At 59.1% G+C, this 23,926-nt stretch carries 23 protein-coding genes, 1 tRNA gene and 2 pseudogenes; 17 read left to right on the forward strand and 9 right to left on the reverse strand.

All coding sequences use genetic code 11. The annotated features are described in order from the left end of the window. Positions 1 to 36: 36 nt before the first annotated feature. The 4 genes and pseudogenes from IGS75_RS07010 to rph form a co-directional block, all read right to left on the reverse strand. Positions 37 to 600: a hypothetical protein gene (locus IGS75_RS07010; protein WP_202256437.1), complete on the reverse strand. Its 564-nt coding sequence runs from the start codon at positions 598 to 600 to the stop codon at positions 37 to 39. Between the two features lie 203 nt (positions 601 to 803). Then, a pseudogene (locus IGS75_RS15455) lies at positions 804 to 1,326 on the reverse strand (IS5 family transposase); the annotation flags it as partial. A gap of 250 nt (positions 1,327 to 1,576) precedes the next feature. Then, positions 1,577 to 2,182, reverse strand: a complete 606-nt coding sequence (gene rdgB / locus IGS75_RS07025; protein ID WP_141352195.1) for an RdgB/HAM1 family non-canonical purine NTP pyrophosphatase — start codon at positions 2,180 to 2,182, stop codon at positions 1,577 to 1,579. Beyond that, positions 2,182 to 2,904, reverse strand: a complete 723-nt coding sequence (gene rph / locus IGS75_RS07030; RefSeq protein WP_202256439.1) for a ribonuclease PH — start codon at positions 2,902 to 2,904, stop codon at positions 2,182 to 2,184. Before rph ends, rdgB begins: the two co-directional genes overlap by 1 nt. An 82-nt stretch (positions 2,905 to 2,986) precedes the next feature. Between rph and hrcA the strand changes: the two genes are divergently transcribed. The 8 genes from hrcA (at position 2,987) to IGS75_RS07070 (ending at position 12,474) form a co-directional block, all read left to right on the forward strand. Beyond that, positions 2,987 to 4,057 carry a heat-inducible transcriptional repressor HrcA gene (gene hrcA / locus IGS75_RS07035; RefSeq protein WP_141352125.1) on the forward strand — a complete coding sequence of 357 codons (1,071 nt, stop codon included), beginning with the start codon at positions 2,987 to 2,989 and terminating at the stop codon, positions 4,055 to 4,057. Positions 4,058 to 4,160: 103 nt separating this feature from the next. Continuing rightward, the gene (locus tag IGS75_RS07040; RefSeq protein ID WP_202256440.1) at positions 4,161 to 6,821 is read left to right on the forward strand and encodes a penicillin-binding protein 1A; all 2,661 of its coding nucleotides are present in this window, start codon (positions 4,161 to 4,163) and stop codon (positions 6,819 to 6,821) included. Between the two features lie 59 nt (positions 6,822 to 6,880). After that, positions 6,881 to 8,012, forward strand: a protein-coding gene (prfB, locus tag IGS75_RS07045) for a peptide chain release factor 2 (RefSeq protein ID WP_141352128.1) whose coding sequence is annotated in 2 segments (ribosomal slippage) — positions 6,881 to 6,949 and positions 6,951 to 8,012 — 1,131 coding nt in all. Because the reading frame shifts where the segments join, the coding sequence is not laid out codon by codon here. A gap of 388 nt (positions 8,013 to 8,400) precedes the next feature. Further along, complete coding sequence (locus IGS75_RS07050) at positions 8,401 to 9,069, forward strand: energy transducer TonB (RefSeq protein ID WP_141352130.1); 669 nt, start codon at positions 8,401 to 8,403, stop codon at positions 9,067 to 9,069. Between the two features lie 137 nt (positions 9,070 to 9,206). Next, on the forward strand, positions 9,207 to 10,292 hold the full coding sequence (locus tag IGS75_RS07055) for a MotA/TolQ/ExbB proton channel family protein (RefSeq protein WP_141352132.1): 1,086 nt from the start codon (positions 9,207 to 9,209) through the stop codon (positions 10,290 to 10,292). Positions 10,293 to 10,296: 4 nt separating this feature from the next. After that, on the forward strand, positions 10,297 to 10,722 hold the full coding sequence (locus IGS75_RS07060) for an ExbD/TolR family protein (protein WP_011252841.1): 426 nt from the start codon (positions 10,297 to 10,299) through the stop codon (positions 10,720 to 10,722). A 72-nt stretch (positions 10,723 to 10,794) separates the two neighbouring features. Next, entirely contained in the window at positions 10,795 to 11,229 is a 435-nt protein-coding gene (locus IGS75_RS07065; protein ID WP_011252842.1) for an ExbD/TolR family protein, read from the forward strand. 3 nt (positions 11,230 to 11,232) lie between these two features. Then, positions 11,233 to 12,474 carry a tetratricopeptide repeat protein gene (locus IGS75_RS07070; protein ID WP_141352134.1) on the forward strand — a complete coding sequence of 414 codons (1,242 nt, stop codon included), beginning with the start codon at positions 11,233 to 11,235 and terminating at the stop codon, positions 12,472 to 12,474. Between the two features lie 59 nt (positions 12,475 to 12,533). Here IGS75_RS07070 and flgH read toward each other — a convergent pair whose 3' ends face one another. Then, on the reverse strand, positions 12,534 to 13,280 hold the full coding sequence (flgH, locus tag IGS75_RS07075; RefSeq protein WP_141352136.1) for a flagellar basal body L-ring protein FlgH: 747 nt from the start codon (positions 13,278 to 13,280) through the stop codon (positions 12,534 to 12,536). A 303-nt stretch (positions 13,281 to 13,583) separates the two neighbouring features. Between flgH and IGS75_RS15460 the strand changes: the two genes are divergently transcribed. The 5 genes from IGS75_RS15460 (at position 13,584) to IGS75_RS07090 (ending at position 16,102) form a co-directional block, all read left to right on the forward strand. Next, a complete protein-coding gene (locus IGS75_RS15460) occupies positions 13,584 to 13,811 on the forward strand; it encodes a sugar nucleotide-binding protein (protein ID WP_237468703.1) in 228 nt (75 codons plus the stop codon). Positions 13,812 to 13,940: 129 nt separating this feature from the next. Next, entirely contained in the window at positions 13,941 to 14,138 is a 198-nt protein-coding gene (locus IGS75_RS15465) for a hypothetical protein (RefSeq protein ID WP_237468704.1), read from the forward strand. Positions 14,139 to 14,154: 16 nt separating this feature from the next. Continuing rightward, positions 14,155 to 14,592: a Rossmann-fold NAD(P)-binding domain-containing protein gene (locus IGS75_RS15470; protein WP_237468705.1), complete on the forward strand. Its 438-nt coding sequence runs from the start codon at positions 14,155 to 14,157 to the stop codon at positions 14,590 to 14,592. Beyond that, positions 14,592 to 14,771, forward strand: a complete 180-nt coding sequence (locus tag IGS75_RS07085) for an AtzG-like protein (protein ID WP_141352138.1) — start codon at positions 14,592 to 14,594, stop codon at positions 14,769 to 14,771. The genes IGS75_RS15470 and IGS75_RS07085 overlap by 1 nt, the downstream gene beginning before the upstream one ends. After that, positions 14,768 to 16,102, forward strand: a complete 1,335-nt coding sequence (locus tag IGS75_RS07090; protein ID WP_141352140.1) for an AtzE family amidohydrolase — start codon at positions 14,768 to 14,770, stop codon at positions 16,100 to 16,102. The genes IGS75_RS07085 and IGS75_RS07090 overlap by 4 nt, the downstream gene beginning before the upstream one ends. Position 16,103: 1 nt before the next feature. Here IGS75_RS07090 and IGS75_RS07095 read toward each other — a convergent pair whose 3' ends face one another. The 3 genes from IGS75_RS07095 to IGS75_RS07105 are packed head-to-tail and all read right to left on the reverse strand — an operon-like array spanning position 16,104 to position 19,850. Beyond that, positions 16,104 to 17,366, reverse strand: coding sequence for a cation:dicarboxylate symporter family transporter (locus tag IGS75_RS07095; protein WP_202256441.1), 1,263 nt, complete (start codon positions 17,364 to 17,366; stop codon positions 16,104 to 16,106). Then, the gene (locus tag IGS75_RS07100; RefSeq protein WP_202256442.1) at positions 17,360 to 18,952 is read right to left on the reverse strand and encodes a gamma-glutamyltransferase family protein; all 1,593 of its coding nucleotides are present in this window, start codon (positions 18,950 to 18,952) and stop codon (positions 17,360 to 17,362) included. Before IGS75_RS07100 ends, IGS75_RS07095 begins: the two co-directional genes overlap by 7 nt. A 13-nt stretch (positions 18,953 to 18,965) precedes the next feature. Next, positions 18,966 to 19,850: a LysR family transcriptional regulator gene (locus IGS75_RS07105; RefSeq protein WP_141352144.1), complete on the reverse strand. Its 885-nt coding sequence runs from the start codon at positions 19,848 to 19,850 to the stop codon at positions 18,966 to 18,968. A 100-nt stretch (positions 19,851 to 19,950) separates the two neighbouring features. Between IGS75_RS07105 and IGS75_RS07110 the strand changes: the two genes are divergently transcribed. Together IGS75_RS07110 and IGS75_RS07115 are read left to right on the forward strand one after the other, a co-directional pair. Beyond that, positions 19,951 to 21,186 carry an allantoate amidohydrolase gene (locus IGS75_RS07110; RefSeq protein ID WP_141352146.1) on the forward strand — a complete coding sequence of 412 codons (1,236 nt, stop codon included), beginning with the start codon at positions 19,951 to 19,953 and terminating at the stop codon, positions 21,184 to 21,186. After that, complete coding sequence (locus IGS75_RS07115; protein WP_202256443.1) at positions 21,183 to 22,415, forward strand: pyridoxal-phosphate-dependent aminotransferase family protein; 1,233 nt, start codon at positions 21,183 to 21,185, stop codon at positions 22,413 to 22,415. The genes IGS75_RS07110 and IGS75_RS07115 overlap by 4 nt, the downstream gene beginning before the upstream one ends. Positions 22,416 to 22,454: 39 nt before the next feature. On the opposite strand, the pseudogene IGS75_RS07120 reads toward IGS75_RS07115, so the two are convergent. Beyond that, a pseudogene (locus IGS75_RS07120) lies at positions 22,455 to 22,622 on the reverse strand (plasmid stabilization protein); the annotation flags it as partial. Between the two features lie 170 nt (positions 22,623 to 22,792). Between IGS75_RS07120 and IGS75_RS07125 the strand changes: the two are divergent. After that, a complete protein-coding gene (locus IGS75_RS07125; protein ID WP_202256445.1) occupies positions 22,793 to 23,719 on the forward strand; it encodes a 2-hydroxyacid dehydrogenase in 927 nt (308 codons plus the stop codon). Between the two features lie 79 nt (positions 23,720 to 23,798). Further along, positions 23,799 to 23,874, forward strand: a tRNA-Thr gene (locus IGS75_RS07130). Positions 23,875 to 23,926: the final 52 nt, after the last annotated feature.

Raw genomic sequence — 23,926 nt, forward strand, 5'->3', positions numbered from 1 at the left:
GTCGCCACTCCTCCAATAAAAACCGGAAAAATGGAATCACAGAGAGGGCCTCAAAACCAAGAGGTTTTTCGAACCCTCCAGGTGTTTCGTGGTTGCGGCGCTGTTGAAGAATGCTTCCATTGGAAGCTTCTTTTCTCCGAAAGTGACCTGGTCGAAATTCGATTCTCGGAGATTCAGCTTTACGACGGTGTCGCTGCCTCCCAAAATCCAGCGGTAGCTGGCAACTCGCTTAGCGGCATGGAAGGTTTCGATATCGAGAAGCTTGAATGTTTCCCAGAGGTTGCGGTGCTCGGCAATGAAATCAAGACCGCCAAGATGGTTAGCCCGGCCAAATTTGCCATCGTACTGAAAGCTGTAATGCCCATTGCCATGATACTCTGAAGTTATCGCAACAGTGGGGACGGCACGCGTGATGGTCAGTGTCGCAAGATCCAACCAGCGATCTGAATCTCCCAGCGTGCAGAATCCTTGGAGGCCGTTTTTGTTGTAAAAACAAAGGACATCTTCAGGACGTGTAATGTTTGAAAGATCGCGCTGAACGATGCGCTCTCCTTCCACATGAAAAACTTTCAAATTGTGGCTGACCAGAATTTTTAGCATTGGTTCCCGCGCACTTTCTTTGTGAATGGCGGATCACAACATTGCATAAATCATATTCGGAAACAAACAGTCGAAAAAAGGAAAGTAAGGGTTGCTGTCAGTACCTCTTGGAGGAAGATTAGGGGAGGAGTTCAGAAGCTGGTATTATGCTTTTTTTTGGCGTCTGTTTTTGCGGAATTGAAAGATATTAGGCTCAGGCCACATAGGCAGAAGATGACGATTGCAGCGAGGCCGATGGCGGAGGAGAACGCGGTCGGGTATCTGTCATAGCATGTTGCAATACGCCGCCAGTCCTTGAGGCTGCCAAACATGATTTCAATGCGGTTGCGGCGTTTGTACTCCCACCTGTTGTATTTGACTGGTTTTGTGTGGGATCTTCTTCCCGGAATGCAGGGCCTACTTCCTTATGCCTCCAGAACATCCCGGCACTAGTTCGCATCATAGCCCCGGTCCGCCAGTAGCCACTGTGCCATGGAAGGGCTGTTCAGAAGAGCTGAGGCTTCGGTGCCATTACTGACCTGTCTTGTTATCATGAAGAAGCTTAGCGATCGTCCGTTCTGATCGGTGACCGCATGCAGTTTAGTGTTCACGCCGTCTTTGGCGCGACTGGTCAGGCAGCGTGGATCCCCTTTTTGACCGCAGGATTGAAGCTGTGCGGTGCGCCTTGAGATACGTCGCATCAATCATAATCGTCTGAGGCTCTGCCTTTTCGGAAGACAGACCATCCGTCATCCATAAGGGGCCGTTCATCTTCAGTCTCCCTTACAGAGCTTGGATTCCTCCAATTACTCATATCAATGGGGCCTGAGCCTAGGGTCTGTCTTCTAATCCTCAACCGTTTGACGCCTGCGTTATATCGTCGTTGCGCTTCCATAACGCAGCTGTCCCATAAGGCTTCCTTTCACTCTCGTGAAAATACTACACTATTAAAATACGGGACTGAACAACAAGACAGGAAAAGCGTTCCTCGCCTTTCTCATGCGGAAAGATCCAGGCAAGTGTCCAGAAACGCTGTCAGAGCCCGCCCGCGATGGCTCACGGCGTTTTTTTCGGTTTCAGTCATTTCCGCGAAAGTCCGGCTTTCACCTTCGGGCACGAACATCGGGTCGTAACCGTGTCCATGTTCGCCTCTCGGGGGCCAGACGACGGTGCCGTGACATTCGCCTTGTACGGTCCGGGTCTCGCCATTCGGCCAGGCCAGGCATAGGGCGGCGACGAAGAATGCCCGGTGATCCGGATTATCGCCCATCTCTCGATGCACGCGCTCCATCGCAACCTGCATGTCTTTCGTGGGGCCGCCCCAGCGGGCGGAATAGACACCCGGTCGGTTATCCAACGCTGAAACGCAGAACCCGGAATCATCGGCCAGCGCGGGCAGTCCGGAAGCCCGGGCGGCAGCCAGAGCCTTGATAGCGGCATTGCCGGTGAAGGTCTCTTCCGTTTCTTCCGGCTCGGGCAGATCCAGCTCTGCGGCCGAGAGTACGGTGATTCCGCTCTTGGCTAGCAGGGTGGAGAACTCGCGGAGCTTGCCGGCATTATGGCTGGCGAGAACAATCTTCGAGCCGCGGGTAAGTGTACGCATCATGCAGTCTCCAGCGCTTTATTCTGCGATTCGAACAGTCGGGCCGTGCCGAGCTTCGCCAGCCGCAGAAGTTCGAAGAATTCGCTTTCCTGAAACGGTTTGTCCTCTGCCGTTCCCTGAATTTCGATGATGCCACCATCTGCTGTCAGGACGAAATTCGTATCTGCCTGTGCGCTGCTGTCCTCGATGTAATCCAGATCCAGCACGGCTCCGGTCTTCGTTAGCCCGCAGGAAACAGCCGCGACCTGTGCCGTCAGGGCCTGCGACCGTTTGGCTTTTTTTAGCGCCAGAGAGAGTGCCACCCAAGCGCCTGTGATGGATGCGCAGCGCGTGCCGCCGTCCGCATTCAGTACGTCGCAGTCGAGCGTGATGGTCCGTTCGCCGATTTTCTTCAGATCCACACAGGCCCGCAGCGAACGTGCGATCAGACGTTGGATTTCCTGCGTTCGGCCGGACTGCTTGCCTTTGGCCGCCTCGCGCTGCCCCCGGTTGTGCGTGGCGCGCGGGAGCATCCCGTATTCCGCCGTGATCCAGCCCTGTCCTTTGTTGCGCAGGAAGGACGGTACGCGGTCTTCGATCGTGGCCGTGCACAGGACTTCGGTTCCGCCAACGCGGATGAGGGCCGAACCTTCGGCATGGCGGGCAAAACCCGTCTCGATGGAAATAATGCGGCTTTCGTCCGGCGCACGTCCTGAAGGACGTTTGCCTGCGGTGTCTGTCATGTAAAAAGATCCTGTGGTCGAATATGTCCCGCCTCTACCGCGTTTGACGTGAAGGCATCCAGCCCCGACAGTTGGTTTTACCATGATGCGACCCCAGTCTTCCCTGTTCCGTCCCTCCATCCCGATGTCCCACGGACTGGGAGATCGGGAAGCCGCGATCTTGCGAGAAATCGTTGAGGAATATGTTGAAACCGGCGAACCTATCGGCAGCCAAACTCTGGCCCAGCGCCTGCAGCCTAGCCTGTCTCCGGCCACCATCCGCAATGTCATGGCGGAACTGGCCCGCGCCGGATTGCTGTTCAGCCCACATGTCTCGGCCGGGCGATTGCCGACCGAAAAAGGCGTTCGCCTGTTCGTGGATGGCCTGCTTCAGTTCAGTTCTTTGACGGAAGAAGACCGAGCGAGCATCGATAGCCGCCTTGATATTCATGGCCGCTCCTATCAGGATATTCTTTCCGAAGCGTCGTCCCTGTTGTCGGGCCTATCTTCTGCAGCTGGACTGGTGCTCGCTCCGAAATCGGATGCCACGCTCAAGCATATCGAGTTCGTGGCCCTCGGGCCGGGACGTGCTCTGGTGATTCTGGTTGGTTCGGACGGGCAGGTGGAGAACCGTATCATCGAGACGCCGCCTGGTGTTCCGCCCGCGGCGCTGGTCGAGGCTGGGAACTACCTCAATTCCTGTCTCGGTGATCTGACGCTCGGCAATCTTCGCGAACGGGTCCGGACGGAGATGGATGCTAGCCGTCACGAACTGGGAGCGCTGACTGCCAGCGTCATCGAAAGCGGACTGGCTACGTGGGATGCTGATGGAGGTACGCTGTTTGTGAAAGGACAGGGGAAACTGCTGGCCGATATCACTGAGATCGAACGCCTGACCAGTATTCGGATGCTGTTCGACCATCTTGAGACGCAGGAGACTATGCTCCAGCTTCTGCAACTGGCGGATGCGTCCGAAGGGGTGCGGATCTATATCGGGCGTGAAAGCGGCATGTTCGGGATGTCGGGCGTGTCCATGATCGTGGCGCCTGCCCGCAACGAAGCCCAGAAGATTGTAGGCGCCATTGGCGTGATCGGCCCGACCCGTCTGAACTATGGGCGGATCGTGCCGGTCGTGGACTACACTGCGCGGATGGTTGGGCGGCTTCTGGGCTGAGGTAACGCGGAAATACCGCTTGTCCCAGACCTGCATCTTTGTCACGAAATGACCCTTTTAGACGGGGGCGACGGCGGATACGGAACAATGCTATGCAGAAGCCATGACGCGACGTTCCTTCCGCTCCCATAATCCCCAAGGCTCTGGCAATCCACAGGGTCCTGGCGCTATGCCGCCCCGTCCTCCACGTTTCCGCCGCTATCGGCAGTCCTTGGCGATAATTGCCGGTGTAGGGCTGGTGGGGATCGCCGGAGCAGGGGTTCTGGGCTGGACGACCTATGCCAAGCTGGTGGCGGATCTGCCCAGCGTGGATAGTCTGCGCGCCTACCAGCCGCCGACCGTCAGTCGTATTTATGCTTCCGATGACCGTCTGATGGCGGAACTGGCCAATGAGCGCCGGATTTTTGTGCCGATCAACGCTATTCCTGAGCGCGTGAAGAATGCCTTCATCGCGACCGAAGACCATAATTTCTATACGCATGGCGGCGTGGATTTCATGGCGATCGGCCGTGCGGGCCTGACGGACATTTTTGCGCGTCATGGCCGCCGTCCGCTGGGTGCTTCGACCATCACTCAGCAGGTGGCGAAGGTCATGCTGCTCAACAGCAACGTCGTGAGCCTCGATCGCAAGATCAAGGAAGCCCTGCTTGCCATGAAAATGGAGCAGGTGCTGTCCAAGGACAAGATTCTCGAGATTTACCTGAACGGCATCTATCTGGGGAACGGCGCTTATGGTGTCGCCGCCGCCGCCCAGAGCTATTTCAACAAGCCGCTTGACCAACTGGATGATGCCGAGGCTGCTTCTCTGGCTGCTCTTCCTAAGTCGCCGACGAACTACAATCCGTTCCTGCACCCGCAGGCTGCGATGGCGCGCCGTAACCTTGTGCTGGACCTGATGGTTGAGGCCGGTGTGCTGACACGCCAACAGGCTGACCAGGAAAAGCAGGAGCCGCTGGTTCCGCAGCAGAAGCAGCGCTTCGGGCCTTTGCCGGATTCTGAATGGTTTGGTGAGGAAGTCCGTCGTCAGCTTATCGCCCAGTACGGACAGGATCGGGCGGCTCAGGGCGGCCTGGAAGTTCATACCAGTCTCGACCAGGGTCTTCAGGTTACCGAGACGCACCTTTTGCGTGAAGGGCTGATGAATTACGACCGCGTTCATAGCGGTTGGCGGGGCTCTCTGCGCAACCTACCGGACATTCAGGATGATGGTTGGGAAAGCGCGCTCGATCACGTTACTCCTCCCGGTGGTATGTTGCGGGAGTGGCGTCTGGCGGTTGTGCTTCCGGGTGGCACACATGTGGGCTGGATCGAGGAAGGCTTGGCCTGCAAAGGCGTACTTCTTGAGACGGATATTGCCTGGGCGCGCCGAATGCATCCGCTGCGGGGTGGTGATGTCATCATGATCGAGCCGCAGGAAGGCGGCTTCGCAGCCCTGCGCCAGATCCCGCAGGTTGAAGGCGCTGCTGTCACGTTGGACGTCCATACGGGCCGCGTTCTGGCGATGGTTGGCGGCTGGTCGTTCCATGAGAGCCAGTTCAACCGTGTAACGCAGGCACTGCGTCAGCCGGGATCGTCTTTCAAGCCTTTCGTTTATCTGGCTGCCATGGAAAAGGGGATTTCCCCCTCTGAGCGCTTCGATGATTCGCCTATTTCTTATGGTGACTGGCACCCCCAGAACTACGAGCATGATAACTGGGGCCCCACGACATTGCATGACGCGTTGCGTGAAAGCCGCAATCTGGTCACGATCCGGGTGGCCGCTCATCTCGGCATGAAGGCCGTCGCCGATACGGCTATCCGGGCCGGGCTGGTGGCACAGATGCCGCATGTGTTGCCTGCGGCGCTCGGCGCCGTCGAGACGACCGTCATGCGTGAGGCTGCGGCTTACGCCACTATCGCTAATGGCGGCCATATCGTCACACCGACCCTCGTGGACGACATCCAGGATCGTGCCGGAACTGTTTTGTGGCAGGCGGGTGGCCTGAAGCTGGGTACTGCCATGCAGGCTCCCCCTGCCGAACAGCCGGCTTCCACGGATGGCACGACGCCTCCCGCCCCTGCGACAGCTCCTCCAACTCCTTCCGTAACATCGGCGGTTCCCCTGCCGGGTAGTGTGCCTGTTCCGGCTCTGACGGATGTGCGGCCGATTCTAGCCAGCGAACAGAGTACCTTTCAGATCGTGAAGATGATGCAGGACGTGATCGCCCGCGGGACTGGTCGCATGGCAGGTGTGGGCATTGATCGCCCTATCGCAGGCAAAACAGGCACTAGTCAGGATTTCCATGACGCCTGGTTTGCCGGCTTCTCGCCTGATATCGTCACGGTTGTCTGGGTCGGTTTTGACACGCCCCAGACGTTAGGTCGCAATTCCGATGGTGGCCGCGTGGCCGGGCCGATCTGGAACCGGATCATGAAGGTTGCCCTGGCCAATCGTCCGAAGCTGGATTTCCGGGTGCCTGACGGCATCACGCTGGCCAGCTACGATACGGGACGCATCTCCGCGGTGGATGGCTTCAAGACCGATCAGGTTCCGGGCGCTTCCGTCGAACTACATGGTTTCGGCGCAGGTACGGAAGCCCTGACCGCCGCCGATACGGGCGTGGATAGTGTAATTTCGGATTCCGAAAGCGATATGGCCCAGACGCCCGGCCATGGCGGGGGAATGACCGGAACTGGCTCTGGAAGCAGTACGGCCGTAGCTCCGGGGCAGCCCCAGAAACCTGCTCCGTCTGATGGTGACATTGGCGTGGGTGGCCTATACTAAGACGCACCAGAACAGACCGAATGGGGCGGTGACAGGCCGCCCTTTCAGTGGAGGACATTATGTCGGCCGAAACCGAGGCCCTTTCAGAGCAGATCAAGCAGTCGGTGGCACTGCTGAGGAGGCATCTTTGACTGGGATGTCGCAACAACACGCCTCGCGGAACTAAATCACCGCGTTGAAGATCCTGACCTGTGGAATGATGCGGATGCTGCTCAGAAGCTGATGCGCGAGCGGACAACGCTTGCGAACCAGATTGAAGGAGTGCAGCGGATCGAATCCGAGGTTGAAGGCACGCTCGAACTAGTCGAATTGGCGGAAATAGAAGGGGACGAAAGTCTCGTCCAGGACGCCGTGCAGACTCTGCGCGCCATTGCTGAAGATGTTCGCAAGCGAGAAATCGAAAGCCTGCTCTCGGGTGAAGCGGACAGTAATGACTGTTACGTCGAGGTGAATGCGGGCGCCGGTGGTACGGAAGCCCAAGATTGGGCCGAGATGCTCCTACGCATGTACACGCGTTGGGCCGAGCAGCATGGCTATAAGGTCACCTTCATTGAAGGTAGCGAAGGCGAACAGGCCGGCATTAAATCTGCTACCATCCAGGTGAGCGGTCCTAATGCCTATGGCTGGCTTAAGACCGAGGCGGGCGTACACCGTCTGGTTCGGATCTCGCCCTTCGATGCGGCAGCCCGTCGCCAGACGTCGTTCGCGTCTGTCTGGGTCTATCCGGTCGTCGACGATTCGATCGAGATCGACATCAACGATTCGGATCTGCGCGTTGATACGTTCCGGGCGTCGGGTGCGGGTGGACAGCACGTCAACAAAACGGATTCGGCTATCCGCATTACCCATATTCCGACCGGGATCGTGGTGGCCTGTCAGACCGACCGTTCGCAGCATCGTAACCGGGCCAAGGCAATGGAAATGCTGCGGGCTCGGATGTACGAAGCGGAGTTGCAGAAGCGCGAAGCCGCTGCTGCCCAGACGGAGGCCTCAAAGACGGACATTGGCTGGGGGCACCAGATCCGCTCCTACGTCCTGGCGCCTTATCAGCTGGTCAAGGATCTGAGGACGGGGGTGGAGAAGGGGAATCCGGGCGCGGTGCTCGATGGTGCCTTGGACGACTTTATGTCGGCCTCTCTGGCCCAGAGTGTGGGAGCGACCCGATCCGAAGCTAGTGCCTCGGCCCAGTAGGGCAGAAAGAGGGATTGCAATCAGGATCCTGCAGGGTACCAGAACGGATAAAGTCGTTCTGGTACCCTGTTTTTTATGAAATCTGTCACAATAGGCAGAGAGAAATTGCGTCAAGCTGATTCTCTGCGATATTTTTGATCATGCGGCGATAATCAAAACCGAAGAATATGTCGTCATTATGAAAAAAACGTTTCGATAAAGGCAATAACCCGCTTGACAGCGGGGGGGTTAGACTGCCCAATCAGCATATCGGGTATGTTCTCAAAGCATGTGACGCATATTATGGGTCTGCGGTGAGGGAACCCGAGGGAAACACAGAAATCGGGGGCACCGCACCCGGCAGATGTGGATCAACGCCGGTGTCAGTGAGGGGTAAGAAGGTTTCGACATGAAGAGCTACGCCGCACAGCAGCGCAAGCCGACAGACTACATTGTCGCGATCGTCGTGGCCGTGCTGGCTATGGGCGCCGTGATCTATGCGCTCATGAGCGGTGCCGTGAGCAAGCTGGTCCAGGAAAAGCCGCCTATCAAGACGGAAGTCATCAAGGAACAGCCCAAGCCACCACCGCCACCGCCACCACCGCCGCCGCCGCAGATGGAGCAACCGCCTCCGCCGTATATTCCGCCGCCGAAGATCTCCGTGCCGCCGCCGCCCAAGGCGATCCAGCGTGTGACCCACGCCAAGCCGCCGCATCCGGTGCCGCCCAGCCCGACTCCATCGCCAGAGCCTGTTCCGGCTCCGCCGCAAGGACCGCCAGCTGAAGCAGTTCCAGATCACTCGGCTGGTGCACGACCGATCAACGGCGCACAGGCAGTCTATCCGGACGAAGCTATGGAAGAAAATCGCGAAGGTCATGTGACCGCGTCGTGTGACATTCTTCCGACAGGCAAGACGGCGAATTGTACCATTGTGAGCTCAAGCGGTGGCCACGAGTTCGTGGAAAGTGCGCTCGACTTCCTTCGTCGGGCCCGTTATCAGCCCGCCGTCGTGAACGGCGCTCCGGTAACAGAGCATCATCACGTGCTGCACATCGACTTTACGATGGGCGACGACTGATCTTTCGATTGCCGTCAAACAGAATTGCTCTGTCAGGTTCTCCAAACTTGGCAGGGCTCAGAAAAGGGCCGGTCTCCATATGGCCGACAACCCAGAAAGCTCAGAAAACGGGCATCTCTAACGAGGATATGGAGTTCATGACCAGACTGTTCCGCCTTCCTGCCCTTGCCGTTCCGACGAAGGCGCGTGCCGTCCGTGCCAGCGCACTGGCTCTGACGCTGGCCCTGGCTTCCGGTGCCGTTGCACCGGCCGTCGCTTTCGCCCAGCCGGCTCCGGCCGACCAGAGTGCTCCCGCAGCGGCTCCGGTGGATCCTTCTTCCAACCCGGCTGCCCCGACGACGTCTGCCGATCCGGCTGGCGCTCCGGCTGCAGCCGCTCCTAACGATGCTGGCGCTCCGGCCGACCAGAGCGCTCCTGCGACGACTCCTGCCGATGAATCTCCTGCCGCGGCCGCAACGCCGGGCGAGAGCGCAACAGCAACGCCGGAAGCTCCCGCTCCGCAGGGCAACCCGTACGGCCTCGGCGCTCTGTGGGCCAATGGTGATGCGATTGCCCGTGGCGTCCTGATCATCATGGTGATCATGTCCGCTGGTACCTGGATCATCATGGTCATGAAGTTCCTGGAACAGGGCCGTATGTTCGCGGCATCCAAGGAAGCTGCCCGCGAGTTCTGGACTAAGCCGTCCGTTCAGCAGGGTGCTGCATCCCTGAAGGCGTCTTCCCCGTTCCGCTACATCGCAGAGACGGGCATCGTTGCCGCCGAGCACCACGAAGGTTCCATGCGTGACTCGATTGATCTGCCGTCCTGGACTGAAATGTCCATTTCGCGCTCGGTCGATACCATTAACACTCGTATGCAGGGCGGACTCGCTTTCCTTGGTACGGTGGGTTCCACGTCTCCGTTCGTCGGTCTGTTCGGTACGGTCTGGGGTATCTATCACGCCCTGACGGCTATCGGCATCTCCGGCCAGGCATCCATTGATAAGGTTGCCGGTCCGGTTGGTGAGTCCCTCATTATGACGGCTATCGGTCTTGCGACCGCTGTTCCGGCCGTGCTGGGTTACAACCTGCTCGTCCGCCGCAACAAGGGTGCCATGGATCGCGTCCGCAACTTCGCTGCCGACATCCAGTCCGTCCTGATCGGTGGCTTCCGTCATGGCGTCAGCCCGGAGCAGGGCAGCATGTCTGTTCCGACCACCATCACCACCAGCGAGCGGATCTGATCCTATGGGAATGAACGTCGGAGGAGGCGGCGGTGACGACGAGGTGGTGTCGGCAATCAACACCACTCCCCTCGTCGACGTCATGCTGGTGCTGTTGATCATCTTTCTGATCACCATCCCCGTCGCCACGCATACGGTGAAGGTCAAGCTGCCGGTTGATGCTAATCAACCGACACAGACCAAGCCGGGCAACGTTGTTCTGGCCGTGAATGCGAACGGTCAGGTGTTCTGGGACACAACACTCGTTCCGAACCATACCGAACTTCTGAACCGTCTCGTCGAGGCGGCAAAGAAAAAGCCGCAGCCGCAGATCCAGATCCGCGGTGACCAAGCTGCCAAGTATCTGGCAGTCGGCCAGGTGGTTGCAACCTGCCAGGAAGCAGGGATTGCCCACGTGGACTTCATTACCGAGCAGCCTCACTCGAACTGAGGTCGTGTCGGGTCGTTTTGAATAAAACGGCCCGTTCCTGCTTTCACGTCACCCTTTTGGAGAACCGCCGTCATGGGCATGAGCGTCGGATCTGACAGCACGCACGAAGACGAAGGCATTGTCGATATCAACACCACGCCGTTGATCGACGTGATGCTGGTGCTGCTGATCATGCTGATCATCACCATCCCACTTCAGACACACTCGGTGGCGATCGATCTGCCTCAGGGCAATCCTCCTCCATCGACCGAACAACCCAAGCTTGTGACCGTCAGCATCGGCTACGATAATAGCATTTCTTGGAATAACGAGCCGATCACGTCCGAGGCCGCTCTTCAAGCCCATTTCGAAGCTGCCGCAGCAATGCCGGATCAGCCTGAAATGCATATCCATCCCGATCGTCTTGCCGACTATAAGACGGTGGCCCATGTTATGGCAGATGCACAGCGTCTCGGCATGACCAAGCTGGGGATTGTCGGTCTGGATCAGTTCATGGAAGGACAGTAATTCGTGTTTTTGTCCCTTTGCCGCCGTCTGAGCGCCCGTAATCTCCTGCTGGCCGGTGTTTTCGGTATCGCCGCTCTTGCTGGCTCTGCTCATGCTGACGATGTCCTCGGCCAAGCCGTGGGCAAGGACCTTCAGCAGGCCCAGAGTGCCCTGGCATCCAAGAACTACGCCAAGGCGATGGAAGCCGTCGACGCCGCAGATGCGGTCAAGGGCAAGACTGATTACGAAGCCTACACCACGGCCCAGATGCGTGCGGCTATCGCCGCACAGTCCGGCAACACGGATGCTGCCATTAGGGCCTATGATGTCCTAATCAATAGCTCCCGTACGCCGAAGACCGCCAAGGGTCAGATGCTGATGGCGCAGGCTACGATGGCTTACAGCGCCAAGCAGTACGCCCGCGCTATTCCTGCGACCGAGCGTTATCTTAAGGAATACGGCGTTGATCCGCGCATGCAGACGATGCTGATTCAGTGCTACTACCTACAGCAGGACTGGAAAGGCACTGCCAAGGCAGCTCAGGAACAGGTGGACGCCACAATTAAGGCTGGCAAGATTCCGCCTGAGAACCAGCTCCAGATGCTGGCTACAGCCTATACGAACCTGAAGGACGCGGATGCTAAAACGCATGCTTATGTCCTGCTGGCGAAATATTATTCCAAGCCTGACTACTGGTCGATGTTGATCCACGATTTGGTGGCCAACCCGAATCTTTCGCCGCCGCTTGTTTTCTATGTCGAGCGTCTACGTCTGGCGACCGGTGTGCTCAAGGATCCGTCCGATTATCAGGATATGGGTGAGCGCGCGGTCCAGATGGGCCTACCCCAGTTGGCACTCAACCTGCTGAACCAGGGTTATGCCAATCATTCGCTCGGCAATGGGCCGACCGCAGCGGCAGACGCGAAGTTCCATGCTTTTGTGGCTCAGCAGGCTTCAACGAACCGGAGCCAGCTGGTTACTGCCGTCACCCAGGCTGCTTCTGCGTCGAACGCAGGCCCGGCTCTGACCGCTGGTTACAATCAGGTGCTGAACGGACAGGTCGATGCCGGTCTGGCTCTGATGAAGACAGGATTGGGCAAGAACCCGCGTTATCCGGATCTGGCTCAGGTCGAATACGGCATGGCGCAGATGGACGGTGGCCAGAAGGCTGAAGCCATCAAGACTTTTGCTTCCGTGCAGGGCAATGGCCCGGCCAAGGACGTTGCTGAACTTTGGTCGCTGCTGCTGTCGCGTCCTGCGAAATAAAATATCCGTTTTAGAGAAGTATAGAAAAGCCGGGGGTTCTGCCCCGGTTTTTTTTGTGTTCAGAACGGTAGGATTGCGTCCATGACCTGCTGGCCATAACGGGGTGTCTGAAGCTGCGTGAGAGTCCCGCGGCCGCCATAGGAAATCCGCGCTTCCGCCATCCGGTCATGCGTCACGGTATTGTCAGCCGTGATATCCTGTGGCCGGACGATGCCACTGACCCCCAGTTCCCGCAACTCGCTGTTCACCCGGACTTCCTGCTTTCCCATCACGACGAAATTGCCGTTGGGCAGGACCTGAGTGATCGTTCCTGCCAGACGCAGGGTCACGGTCTCGTTGCGGGCGATTTTTCCGGTTGCGCCAGAATCGCTGCTACTGGCGGTGCTCAGGCTGTTCGCGCCCGTAATGGCGCTGATGACCTTTCCCTTGATCCCGAACAGATTGGGAATGCCGAATTTCTCGTCAGCGGTGCGGTCGGCAGTTGTTCCGTTGTTGAAGGCGGCGTTGTCGGTGATATCCACGATGATCGTGACCAGATCACCCACCTGCGATGCCCGCTGATCCTTGAAGAATGCCTTGCTGCCCGAACGCCAGAGGCTCGCGGCCTCATCGGGGGGGGGCTGGAGCGGTGGCATCGGCATGGTGACGGGGCGATAGGAATTGGCCAGTGTGGGATCGGTAATGGATGTCATGCGGGGAGGTCGCCCGATCTCCGACATTTGGGCGAGGGAGTTACAGGCTGACAGGGTCGGCAAAAGTCCGAGCAGTCCTAGAGTACGAACAGAATGTCGAAAAGCGTGCCGCATGGGAAAGTTGAGATCCGTCAGTTCCGTATGATCTCAAGCAAACACGATAATGGTAAAAAACCTGTTAAGACGTCGTTATTCAGGTCTTCTGAAAAGACTCGGACTTCGTCTGCATCTGACGGGAAGACTGTTTGCATGTGACGGCTTCTGCTTGTTCTTTGCCCTGTCCGGGGACGTGATCGAAAATAGTATGGCGTGGTCGACATGCCTGATGGCCCGGACCTATTCTGTCGGGAGAATGCCTCATGCCAATCGTTTCAGTTTCTTTCCATGCGGATGTGTTCTCCGCATTCCTGTTCTGAAATGGCACTGCGGATTCTGCTAACCGGCGGACAGGGATTCGTCGGTCAGCATCTCAAGGCGCGTTTGCAAGACTGCATTTCCGGTCACGCCCTACTTGAAGATCCAATGGGCCTTCGGGACCGCGTTGCCGTCGAACGGTTCGTGAAAGACAAAAAAAACGACGCCTGTCTACATCTGGCCGCCGTGTCCTCGATTGTTCGTGCAAAAGCGGAAAATGCTGAGGCCTAGACCGTGAATCTCGATGGAACGCTTATCCTGCTCCAAACCTTCGAAACCGACGCTCCTCAGGCCAGTTTCGTGTTTGTTTCGACAGCCGCGATTTACGGCGCCAGTTTTTCCTCGGGGTAGCCACTCCATGTGTTCGCCGTCATCGCGCCGGTTAATGCTTCTGCGTCCAGCAAGACCACGGCGGATCTGGCGATTGGTAACTTGATTCAGGAGGGGCTGCATGGCGTGTGTCTACGTGCTTTTACCTCAGTTGGAACGGCACAGGATGAAGACGCTATTCTACCATTCCTTGTGGCACAGGTCGCTCGGATCGAGGCGGGACAGTAGGCCCCCGGCCATTATTGTGGGCCATCCGGATGCCGGTTTTGACATAACCGACGTTCGTGATGCCTGTGACGCTTATATTGATGCGCTTGCCCTTCCCCTTCCCCAGCCTCTGCCGAACGGAACGATTCTAAACATCTGTTCCGGTGTGAACCGGAGCGCGCAGTCCATGGCGCATGTTCTGTTGGAGGTCGCCGGGATTTCCGCCTCTCTTGAGGTTGATGCCACGATCGTCTGTCCGTCCGATCTTCCGTCCGTTCAGGGCAACCCCGCCGCTGCTCGCCAGGCACTGGGCTGGGCGCTGCGTATTCTGTGGCATGAGCTCTGGTCATCGTTCTCAGTGACTGGCGTTACCGAAACAGGTCGTAAAGTCCTGCTTTCGAGATTGTCAGGTGCTGGACAGCGCCTGAACGCGTTGTCATTCTTCCCGCAGAACCGGCAACCGGAGTGCGTATAATGACAGACCCTTATGATACCGAAATTACGGTGCTCGCCTGTGCGAGTGGACTGACCATTCCTGTTGAATTTCACGCCGGCGTGCGGGCCAACCTCGATCTTTTGCGCAGCTATGGTGCGTTGATCGAAGGGGTGGACCTGTCAGATCGCCTCGAACCTGCCTTCCGGTACGAACCGTGAGCGGCCTTCAGCAGCGCACTCTCGCCCTCGCGGCCAGTGTGCGCAAAGGCGAGATTTCCGCCCGCGACCTTACCGTGAAGACCCTGGCCGATATCGAGGCACGGGACAAAGATTATAACTGCGTCACGCGCTTGTTGATGCATCGTGCGCTGGAAGCTGCCGAGCGGGTGGATCGTCTGGTGTTGCAGGGACAGGATCCGGGGCCGCTTGCCGGGGTGCCTTTTGGCATCAAGGATCTGTTCGATGTGCGTGGTGAAATCACGACGGCCGGATCAAAGGTTCTCGCCAATGATCCGCCCGCCACGCAGGATGCAATACTTGTTGCTCATATGATCGCAGCCGGGGCCATTCCCATTGCGCTAACGAACATGGACGAGTTCGCCTACGGGTTCGCTACGATCAACGCCCATTACGGCAATACCCGCAATCCGCATGCTCCCGAGCGTCTGGCTGGTGGGTCGTCAGGAGGTTCTGCAGCCGGTGTGGCGGCGCGGATGTTTTCTCTTGGTCTTGGGTCCGATACGAACGGCTCTATCCGTGTTCCGGCATCGCTTTGCGGGATCTGGGGGTTGCGAGCGACTCAGGGACGTTTATCGGTTGAAGGCAGTTATCCGTTCGTACCGAGTCTCGATACGGTTGGCCCGTTTGCCGACAGTGCGAGGGGCCTGAAAGCCTGTTTTGAAGCCCTCTGCGCCAGATCGCTGACGGATGTGGATGTGGGTAGTTTGCGCATTGCTCGTCTAGGCGGATGGTTCGGCGAGAATATGTCTACGCCAATGAAGACCGCGATCGATACACTCTCCATGGCGCTGGGAGCCGCGGATGTTGTCGAACTTCCGGAAGTGGCGCGAGCGCGGGCTGCGGCTTTCGTTATCAGCGCCTCCGAAGGGGCGGGGCAGCATCTAAAACGCCTGCGCACACAGGCCGCAGACTATGATCCCGCTGTCCGGGATCGCCTGTTGGCCGGGGCTCTTCTGCCGTCCACGCTGATCTTTCAGTCTCATCGCTTGCGTCACTGGTTCCGCGACCGGATGCATGAGGCTTTTGCGAAGACGGATATCCTGCTGGCCCCCGCGCTTGTCGGTGAGGCACCGCGTTTCGATCAGCCGGAAATCGAAATCGGCGGCAAGATGGTCTCTGCTCGTGCCAACCTGGGGCTTTACACTCAGCCCCTGACGCTTGCGGGTTTTCCGGTTCTGACGGTCCCGATGAAGGTTCCGGGACTGCCGCTTGGTGCGCAGCTGATTGCGCGGCCGGGCCGCGAGGACCAGCTCTTTGCTTTGGCTGAAAAGCTGGAAACGGATGGGCTGGCGGAAGCCCGTCTGATCTGACTTAGGGCTGCTTCAGCGCCTCGGCCATTTTCGTGTGGTCGAGGCGCTTTTCCCATGCGGCAATTAGAACCGGGGCAACGCAGTTGCCTGCGAAATTTCCTACTGCCCGTGCGATTCCTGCAAACCAGTCCACGGCCAGCAGCATCACCAGACTTGCGGGCGGAATGGATGGCACGCTCGCCAGCGTTGCCGCCAGAATGACGATTGCAAAACCCGGAATTCCGTGCGCCCCTTTGGACGTGATGAGCGCCGTCACTAGCAGTGTTGCAATCTGCCAGATTGTCAGGTGTGCTTCGGTGGCATTGGCCAGAAAGATGACCGCCAGTCCCAGATAGATCGATAGCGCATCCAGATTGAGCGAATACCCGGCCGGGACCACGATGCCCACGACCTGACGCTCCACTCCGAGTTTTTCGAGCTTGCTCATCAGGCTGGGCAAAACCGCGTCCGATGCTGTGGTCGTGGCGACGATCAGCAGCTCTTCGCGGAAATAACGCGCAAACCGCGCCGGATTGACTCCTGCAAACCGTAGCCCACCACCCAGCGCGCCAATGATAAAGAGACCAACCAGCAGGAAATACAACAGTGTAAATCCGGCCAGATGCCCGATGGTCCCCAGTCCGTAACGTGCTGTTGTTGTCACCATCGCTCCGAACACGCCCAGAGGGGCTACGCGGATGATGACGCCCATCATGCGTGAAAACAGTTCGGAGATGCTTTCGATCAGCCGGATTAGAGGTGCGCCGCGCTCTCCCATGCCGTTCAGGCAGCACCCCGCAAAAACCGCGAAGACGAGAATCTGGAGGATGTTCCCCTGTGCGAAAGCTTCAGCAGGGGTGCGCGGCACGAGCGAAAGTAGAAATCCGCTGATGCCTCCGGCCCGCAGGTTCTGTGCATGGTCGCCATAGGATGCGATCATCCGCGCATCCTCGGCTGTCGGCACAAACCCGACGCCTCGGCCGATGCCAAGTTCCATCGCCACCAGAACTGCTACGCCAAGTGCGAACGTCGTCATGATCTCGAAATAGATTAGGGCCTTTCCTCCCAGTCGCCCGACTGTTTTCAGTGATCCGGCCCCGAGAATCCCGAGTGTTACGATACAGAAGAGCAGTGGCCCGACCGCCATGATGATGAGCTGCATGAACAGCGTCGTCATCCATCCCACATCATCCGCAAGGGCGGGGAAGAACAGTCCGGCCCCAAGCCCTAGAACTGTCGCCAGTACGACTTGCGCGAACAGGTTTTCAGTCAGAGCTCTCACCATGCTGCAACGGCTCCGTCGCTGCGGGGATCAGTGGCACCTTCGAGTCGCCCATTTTCGTGACGGATCAGCGCGCCGGCGTGACCCATGATGATGGACTGTTCGGAGAGTGCTTCGACGGTATGTCCGGCCGCCTCAAGCTGCGACATGACATCCGGACTGAATCCCGGTTCCACCTTGAGCGACAGGCTCTCGTCTCCCCAGGTTCGCCCGAGTAGCCAGCGCGGACGGCAGATTGCTTCCTGAAGCGGTACCCCATAGCGGACGTGACGACTGAAGATCGCGGCCTGCGTTTGGGGCTGCCCTTCGCCGCCCATGGTGCCGTAGACCATTGTTCGGCCGTCCTGCAGCCGGGCGGCAGCCGGGTTAAGTGTATGAAACGGTTTGGCCCCGGGGCGCAGGATGTTCCAGCCGGAGTGCTCCAGTCGGAAGGATGATCCGCGATTCTGCCAGAACAGGCCGCTCTGCGGCAGCATCACGCCGGAGCCGAACTCGAAATAGAGGCTCTGGATCATGCTGACCGCGACGCCATTGCGGTCGATTGCACCCATCCAGGTTGTGTCGCCCCATTGCGTTTTTTCGGTCCAGGGCGTGGCGTGGGTCATGGAAATACGGGACGCCATCGCTTCCAGCCGTGCCGGATCGGCCAGTAGCTCCCGGGCCAGTGCTTCGGAGTGCTCGCTACCATCCGTATGGCGGTTGCGATAGAGGAACGCCTGTTTGGTGGCTTCGACCAGGCCATGCACATGTGCAAAGCTCTCCGGCCCGTCCGTACGGCTCAGATGATCCGACAGGGCCAGGATCAGAAGCGATGATACGCCCTGCGTGGGAGGGGCAGTATTGTAAAGAAAGCCGTCGCTGGTCTGCGCATGCAACGGTTCCTTGACCTCTGCCCGATGCGCCAGAAGATCCAGAGACCGTACCGGACTGCCCGCCGCCGCAAGATCGGCGGCCAGACTGCGTGCCAGAAGCCCATTATAGAAACTGCGCAACCCGTCCCGGTTCAGCATCCTCAGCGTCTGGGCCAGTTCGGGTGATTTGCGGATACTGCCCGCTCTCCATGGCTTGCCGTCGGGAAAGCAGATTCGCGCCAGCGTCGGGTTCGACATCAGCTCCGGCTGTTTCTGCGCCAGAAGTGCTCCCTCGCTTTCGGAGACCACTCGCCCATGTTCGGCATAATGGATGGCATCCCGCAGTAGCCGGTCCAGCGGGAGCGGGTCGCGGATCTCGCTGCTCAGTTCCAGTGCTGCCTCCCAGCCCGAAACTGTTCCCGCCACCGTGTTGGCGGCCAGACCGCCACGCCAGGGTATGGTAGTGTGTCCGGCATCGGCATAAAGCGTATGTTCCGCTCCCATGGCCAGTGCACCGCAGGCGTCGATGGCCATGGTGCGCCCATCGGGATAGCAGATCAGCCAGAACGCATCGCCACCCAGCCCGGTCATGTGCGGGTAAACCACTGCCAGCGTGGAGGCCGTAGCCACGACCGCTTCGATCGCCGTTCCGCCTTCGCGCAGAACATCCAGCCCCGCCTGGCTGGCAAGATGATGTGGAGACGTAACCATTCCGCCCAAGGCGTTGGGAGTTAGCATGGCAGAGGAGTCCTTACAGGGGCAGGAGATCGGATTGCAGGCGTGGAATATGGGCGCACAGCGTCCGGATGAGCAGTTCTTCCGGGCCCTGCGCGGTCTGATGACGGGTAGAGGCGATGAACTCCACCTGTGGCATCTCCGGTAGCAAACCCTGCGCACAATGGGGCAGATGTTCCGCATTGCGCAGAAAAGCTGGCTGCGGCGTCACGCCATATCCGGCGCGCACAGCTGCCAGAAGCGCGCTCAGGCTGCCGCTGGTAAAGGCCAGATGCCAGGCGCGTCCGGATTTGTTGAGTGTTTCGATCGCCAGGCGGCGGGTGACGCTGCCATCGGGGAATGTCACGAGGGGAATGGACTGCTCTGTCGGAAATTCTACCTCCGCGGATGCGTACCAGCGCATGTCCTCGGTCCACAGCTTCTGGCCACGTGTCTCCGTCGTGCGCCGCATCCCGCACCAGACGTCCAGTTCTCCTTGGTCCAAAAGATGCGCCAGATATGCCGAAAGACCGACCGTCATGGTGATCTGAAGCGACGGATGTGACGCACGGAATGTACCCAAAATTTCGGGAAAGCGCGTTAGGAGCAGGTCTTCCGTCACACCCAGCCGGATCGTCCCGCGCGGTGCGCCCTGTCGGAAGTGGGACAGGATGCTGTCCTCGCATTGCAGAAGCTGCCGGGCCAGACCGATCAGCGCCGTGCCATCTTCCGTCAGCCGAACGCTTTTGGTGCTACGGGCCAGAAGGCGCGTACCAAGCTGCTCCTCCAGTCGGCTGATATGCTGGCTGATGGTGGACTGGCTCACTCTCTGGCTCTGTGCGGCGGATGTGAAATGCAGCGTTTCCGCGACCGCCAGAAAGGATTGCAAATGGAACGGATCGAGATGCATCTGATCTTTCATGCCAATATGTGGGACCATATTTATTGGCAGGTCAACTTGATCTGCCTTCGTTATGAGCGCAAAGTTTCCCTTCTTTGATACGTTCCGGACAGGAGCCCTCATGACAGCCCACGGAGCCCGCGCCGTCGAGCGGTGCCGTATTCTCGCGGATGGCTCTTTCAGCGAGACGCCAGGCAGTCTGTTCCGATTCTGGCTCGGTCCTGCCTACCAGCGGACTCTCACGCAGGTCGCGCAATGGATGGAAGAGGCTGGTCTGAGCACGCGTCTGGATGCGACCGGAAGTCTGATCGGACGCTATGAAGGGCTGACGCCCGGCGCTCCGGCGCTGATGATCGGCTCCCATCTCGATACCGTCCGTAATGGCGGGGCTTTTGACGGAAATCTGGGCGTCATGCTGGGGATCGAGCTTGTTTCAGCCCTGAATGCAGAAGGCACGCGCCTGCCATTCGCCATCGAAATCATGGGCTTCGGGGACGAGGAAGGCTCGCGTTTTGCGGCTCCCATGATCTGCTCTCGCGCTATGGCCGGCCTGATCGATTCCATACCTGCACACATGACCGATGCGTCCGGGATAACCATGGCCGACGCCATGATCCGCTCCGGTCTCGATCCCGCACGTCTGACCGAAGCTGCCCGTCGCTCCGACGAACTGGTTGCCTATATTGAACCTCATATCGAGCAGGGTCCCGCGATTGAAAGCGCGGATGGCGAAATCGGCGTTGTCACAGCCATCGCTGCCCAGACCCGCCAGGGCGTGACCGTCACCGGCCAGTCCGACCATGCGGGCACGACTCCAATGAGCATGCGTCAGGATGCACTTGCAGCAGTGGCTGAAATGATCCTGGCGGTCGAACGCAATGGTGCCTCAGGCGGCGCGACGCAGGTCGCTACGGTTGGTCAGATCGACGTTACGCCAAACACGTCAAATGTTATTCCCGGTGAAGTCCGCTTCTCGCTCGACATGCGGGCCGAAACCAACGAGGCCCGTGATGCCATGGCCGAGGCGATCCGGATGGATCTATGTACTATTGCGGCTAAGCGTAGTTTGGGGATTACGTTCGACATGCCGCAGTATCTGCCCGCCGCCGCCTGCGCACCCGAACTTGTGGCAGGTTTGGCGCGGGCCGTCACAAGCGTTACAGGTCGTCCGGCCCAGCGCCTTCTGAGCGGTGCCGGTCATGACGCCATGGCCATGGTCGATCTGTGTCCGATGGGGATGTTGTTCATCCGCAGTCCCGGCGGCCTTAGCCATCACCCCGATGAAACCGTTCGTGTGGGAGACGTCGAGCTCGCCCACCGTGCCCTGCTCGCCTTCGTCAAGGAGTTCCAGTCATGAGCCAACCCTCAACTTTCGCACAGCTTGACCCGCCGTCCCGCCTGCTGATGGGGGCGGGGCCAACTAACGTCCATCCGCGCATCCTGCGCGCCATGTCCTATGACGTGATCGGCCAGATGGACCCGGAAATGACCGCCTATATGGACGAGGTCATGGCCCTGTACCGCGAGGTCTTCCGCACGAAAAATCACTGGACGCTGCTGGTGAACGGCTCGGCTCGTTCGGCTATTGAGGCTGCGCTTGTCTCGCTTGTCTCGCCGGGTATGAAGGTCGTCATTCCGCGTTTTGGCCGCTTCGGCCTGCTGCTGACGGAAATCGTCCATCGTTGCGGCGGCATTCCGTGCACGGTGGATGTAGAGTGGGGGGAGGTCGTCGATCCGGCCCGCATCGAAGCCGCTATCATCGAACACAAGCCGGGTCTGGTCGCCTGCGTGCATGGTGACACGTCCACGACGACCGCCCAGCCGCTCGAAGAGATCGGCCGGATCTGCCGCAAACATGACGTGCTGTTCTATGTGGATGCCACCGCGACCCTCGGCGGCATGACGTTCGAGACCGATGCCTGGAACATCGACGTCGCTACGGCAGGGCTTCAGAAATGCCTGAATGGCCCTCCGGGTTCCGCGCCGATCACGCTCTCGGATCGTGCCGTCGCCGCCATTCTCAAGCGCCGCCATGACGAAGCTGGGATCGCCACTGGTCAGCCTCAGGGTGAGGGGCCGGTCATCCAGTCGAATTATTTCGATCTGGCGATGTTGATGAACTACTGGTCTCCGGCCCGGATGAACCATCATACCGAAGCCACGTCCATGCTCTACGCCGCGCGCGAGACGGCGCGTCTGGTCGTGGAAGAGGGCGTGGAGGCCCGTGTTGCGCGCCATGTCAGGGCAGGACACGCCATGGTCGCCGGGCTGCGGGCCATGGGGCTGAAGGTCTATGGTGACGACACCACCCGAATGAGCAACGTCACCGGCGTCTGGGTGCCTGACGGCGTGGACAATGCCCGCATCCGCGAACTGATACGAGACGATTTCGGCATCGAAATCGTCTCGTCCTTCGGACCGCTGACCGGGAAAATCTGGCGCATCGGGGCGATGGGCATCAACGCCCGTAAGGACAAGGTACTCCTTACGCTGGCCGCGCTTGATTCCGTTCTGGCCGGCGAAGGCGTGATGCTGAATCGTGGTGCGGGCGTGGATGCCGCCCGTGCTGCCTGGGACGCGGCCTGAGCAATTTTCGGGCCGGAAGCTCTATTTCGGATGGTTCTTCCGGCCTGAACCACTTTTCTTTCCGCCGCCGTCGTCCTTGTTGACCGTGGCCCAGGCGCGGCGCTTCGCTTCTTTTTCGGAGATGCCGCGCTTTTCGTAGCTCTCCTCGATATGCTCCGCTTTGCGTTTCTGTTTGTCGGTATAGGCTGACTTGTCCCCACGAGGCATGATCCTGCCCTCCTGCATGAGATCCGGTCCTCTCTACGCCCGAACCCGGCATGCGTTTTCCGGTTCTGTGTCCCTACACAAACAGGTGTGAGGGCAGGGGAGCGGGCTTGATCCGAATCCCGCATGGGGCGACCATCTCCGGACATATTTTCGGCCGGAGAACACGCAGAATGTCGCTCGTCTTCCATCAAACGCCCGAATGCGCCGCCATCTGGCGAGAGAAATTTGCCAGCGCCCGACCGGACATGCCGTTTCATGTCTGGCCTGAAACCGGCCCGAAAGAGGATGTCCGCTATCTCGTGGCGTGGAAGACGCCGGACGATCTCGCCACGCTTTTTCCTAATCTCGAGGTTTTGTTTTCGCTGGGCGCGGGAATCGACCAGCTTAACCTGGCCAATATTCCCCCCGGTGTGCAGATCATCCGCATGGTGGAGAACAGTCTGGTTGAGGGCATGATCGAATATGTCCTGTGGGCGGTTTTCTCCTGCCACCGTGACATGTTCCGCTATGCCCGGCAGCAGCGTGAGCATGTCTGGAACGGTTCGCACAACCGGCCTGCGAGGCTCTATCGCGTCGGTGTCATGGGAATGGGAGAACTGGGCAGCCCCGTTCTGGAGAAGCTCGTCGCCCTCGGATACGACTGCCGGGGCTGGAGCCGCAGCCGCCGGGAGGTCGCGGGCGTGACATCCTTTGCCGGAGAAGCGGAGCTGGACGAGTTTCTGGCGCAGACCGACATTCTGGTCTGCCTTGTCCCGCTCACGGAAGCTACACGCGGCATCCTCAACCGCGACCTGTTCGAAAAACTGCCGAAAGGCGCGTGCATCATCAACTGCGGACGCGGCGGCCATCTGGTGCAGGACGATCTGATCCCGGCCCTCGACAGTGGCCAGCTGTCGCAGGCGGTTCTCGATGTCGCCACGCCCGAACCGTTGCCCGCCGAACACCCGTTCTGGGATCATCCCCGCATTTTCCTGACACCGCATATCGCCAGCGCCGCACAGTCGGACAGCGCGGCCGAGGTCGTTCTGGCCAATCTGCGCCGCTACGAAGCGGGCGAGTCCGTGACCGGCGTCATCGACACAGGACGCGGTTACTGAAGATGCGGGCCGGTTTTTACATTTTCCGGCTTGCCAACCCTGAAGGGCTCGGTTAGAACGCGGCCACCTTGATGGGTGCGCCGGTGTAGCTCAGCTGGTAGAGCACGTCATTCGTAATGATGGGGTCGGGAGTTCGAATCTCTTCACCGGCACCATCAAGGTCTTCCGAAAATACCGGATTAGAGATACCTTTCTGCTGTCATGCAG

The sequence above is a fragment of the Gluconobacter sphaericus genome, from assembly GCF_016757795.1.
GTDB lineage: Bacteria > Pseudomonadota > Alphaproteobacteria > Acetobacterales > Acetobacteraceae > Gluconobacter > Gluconobacter sphaericus.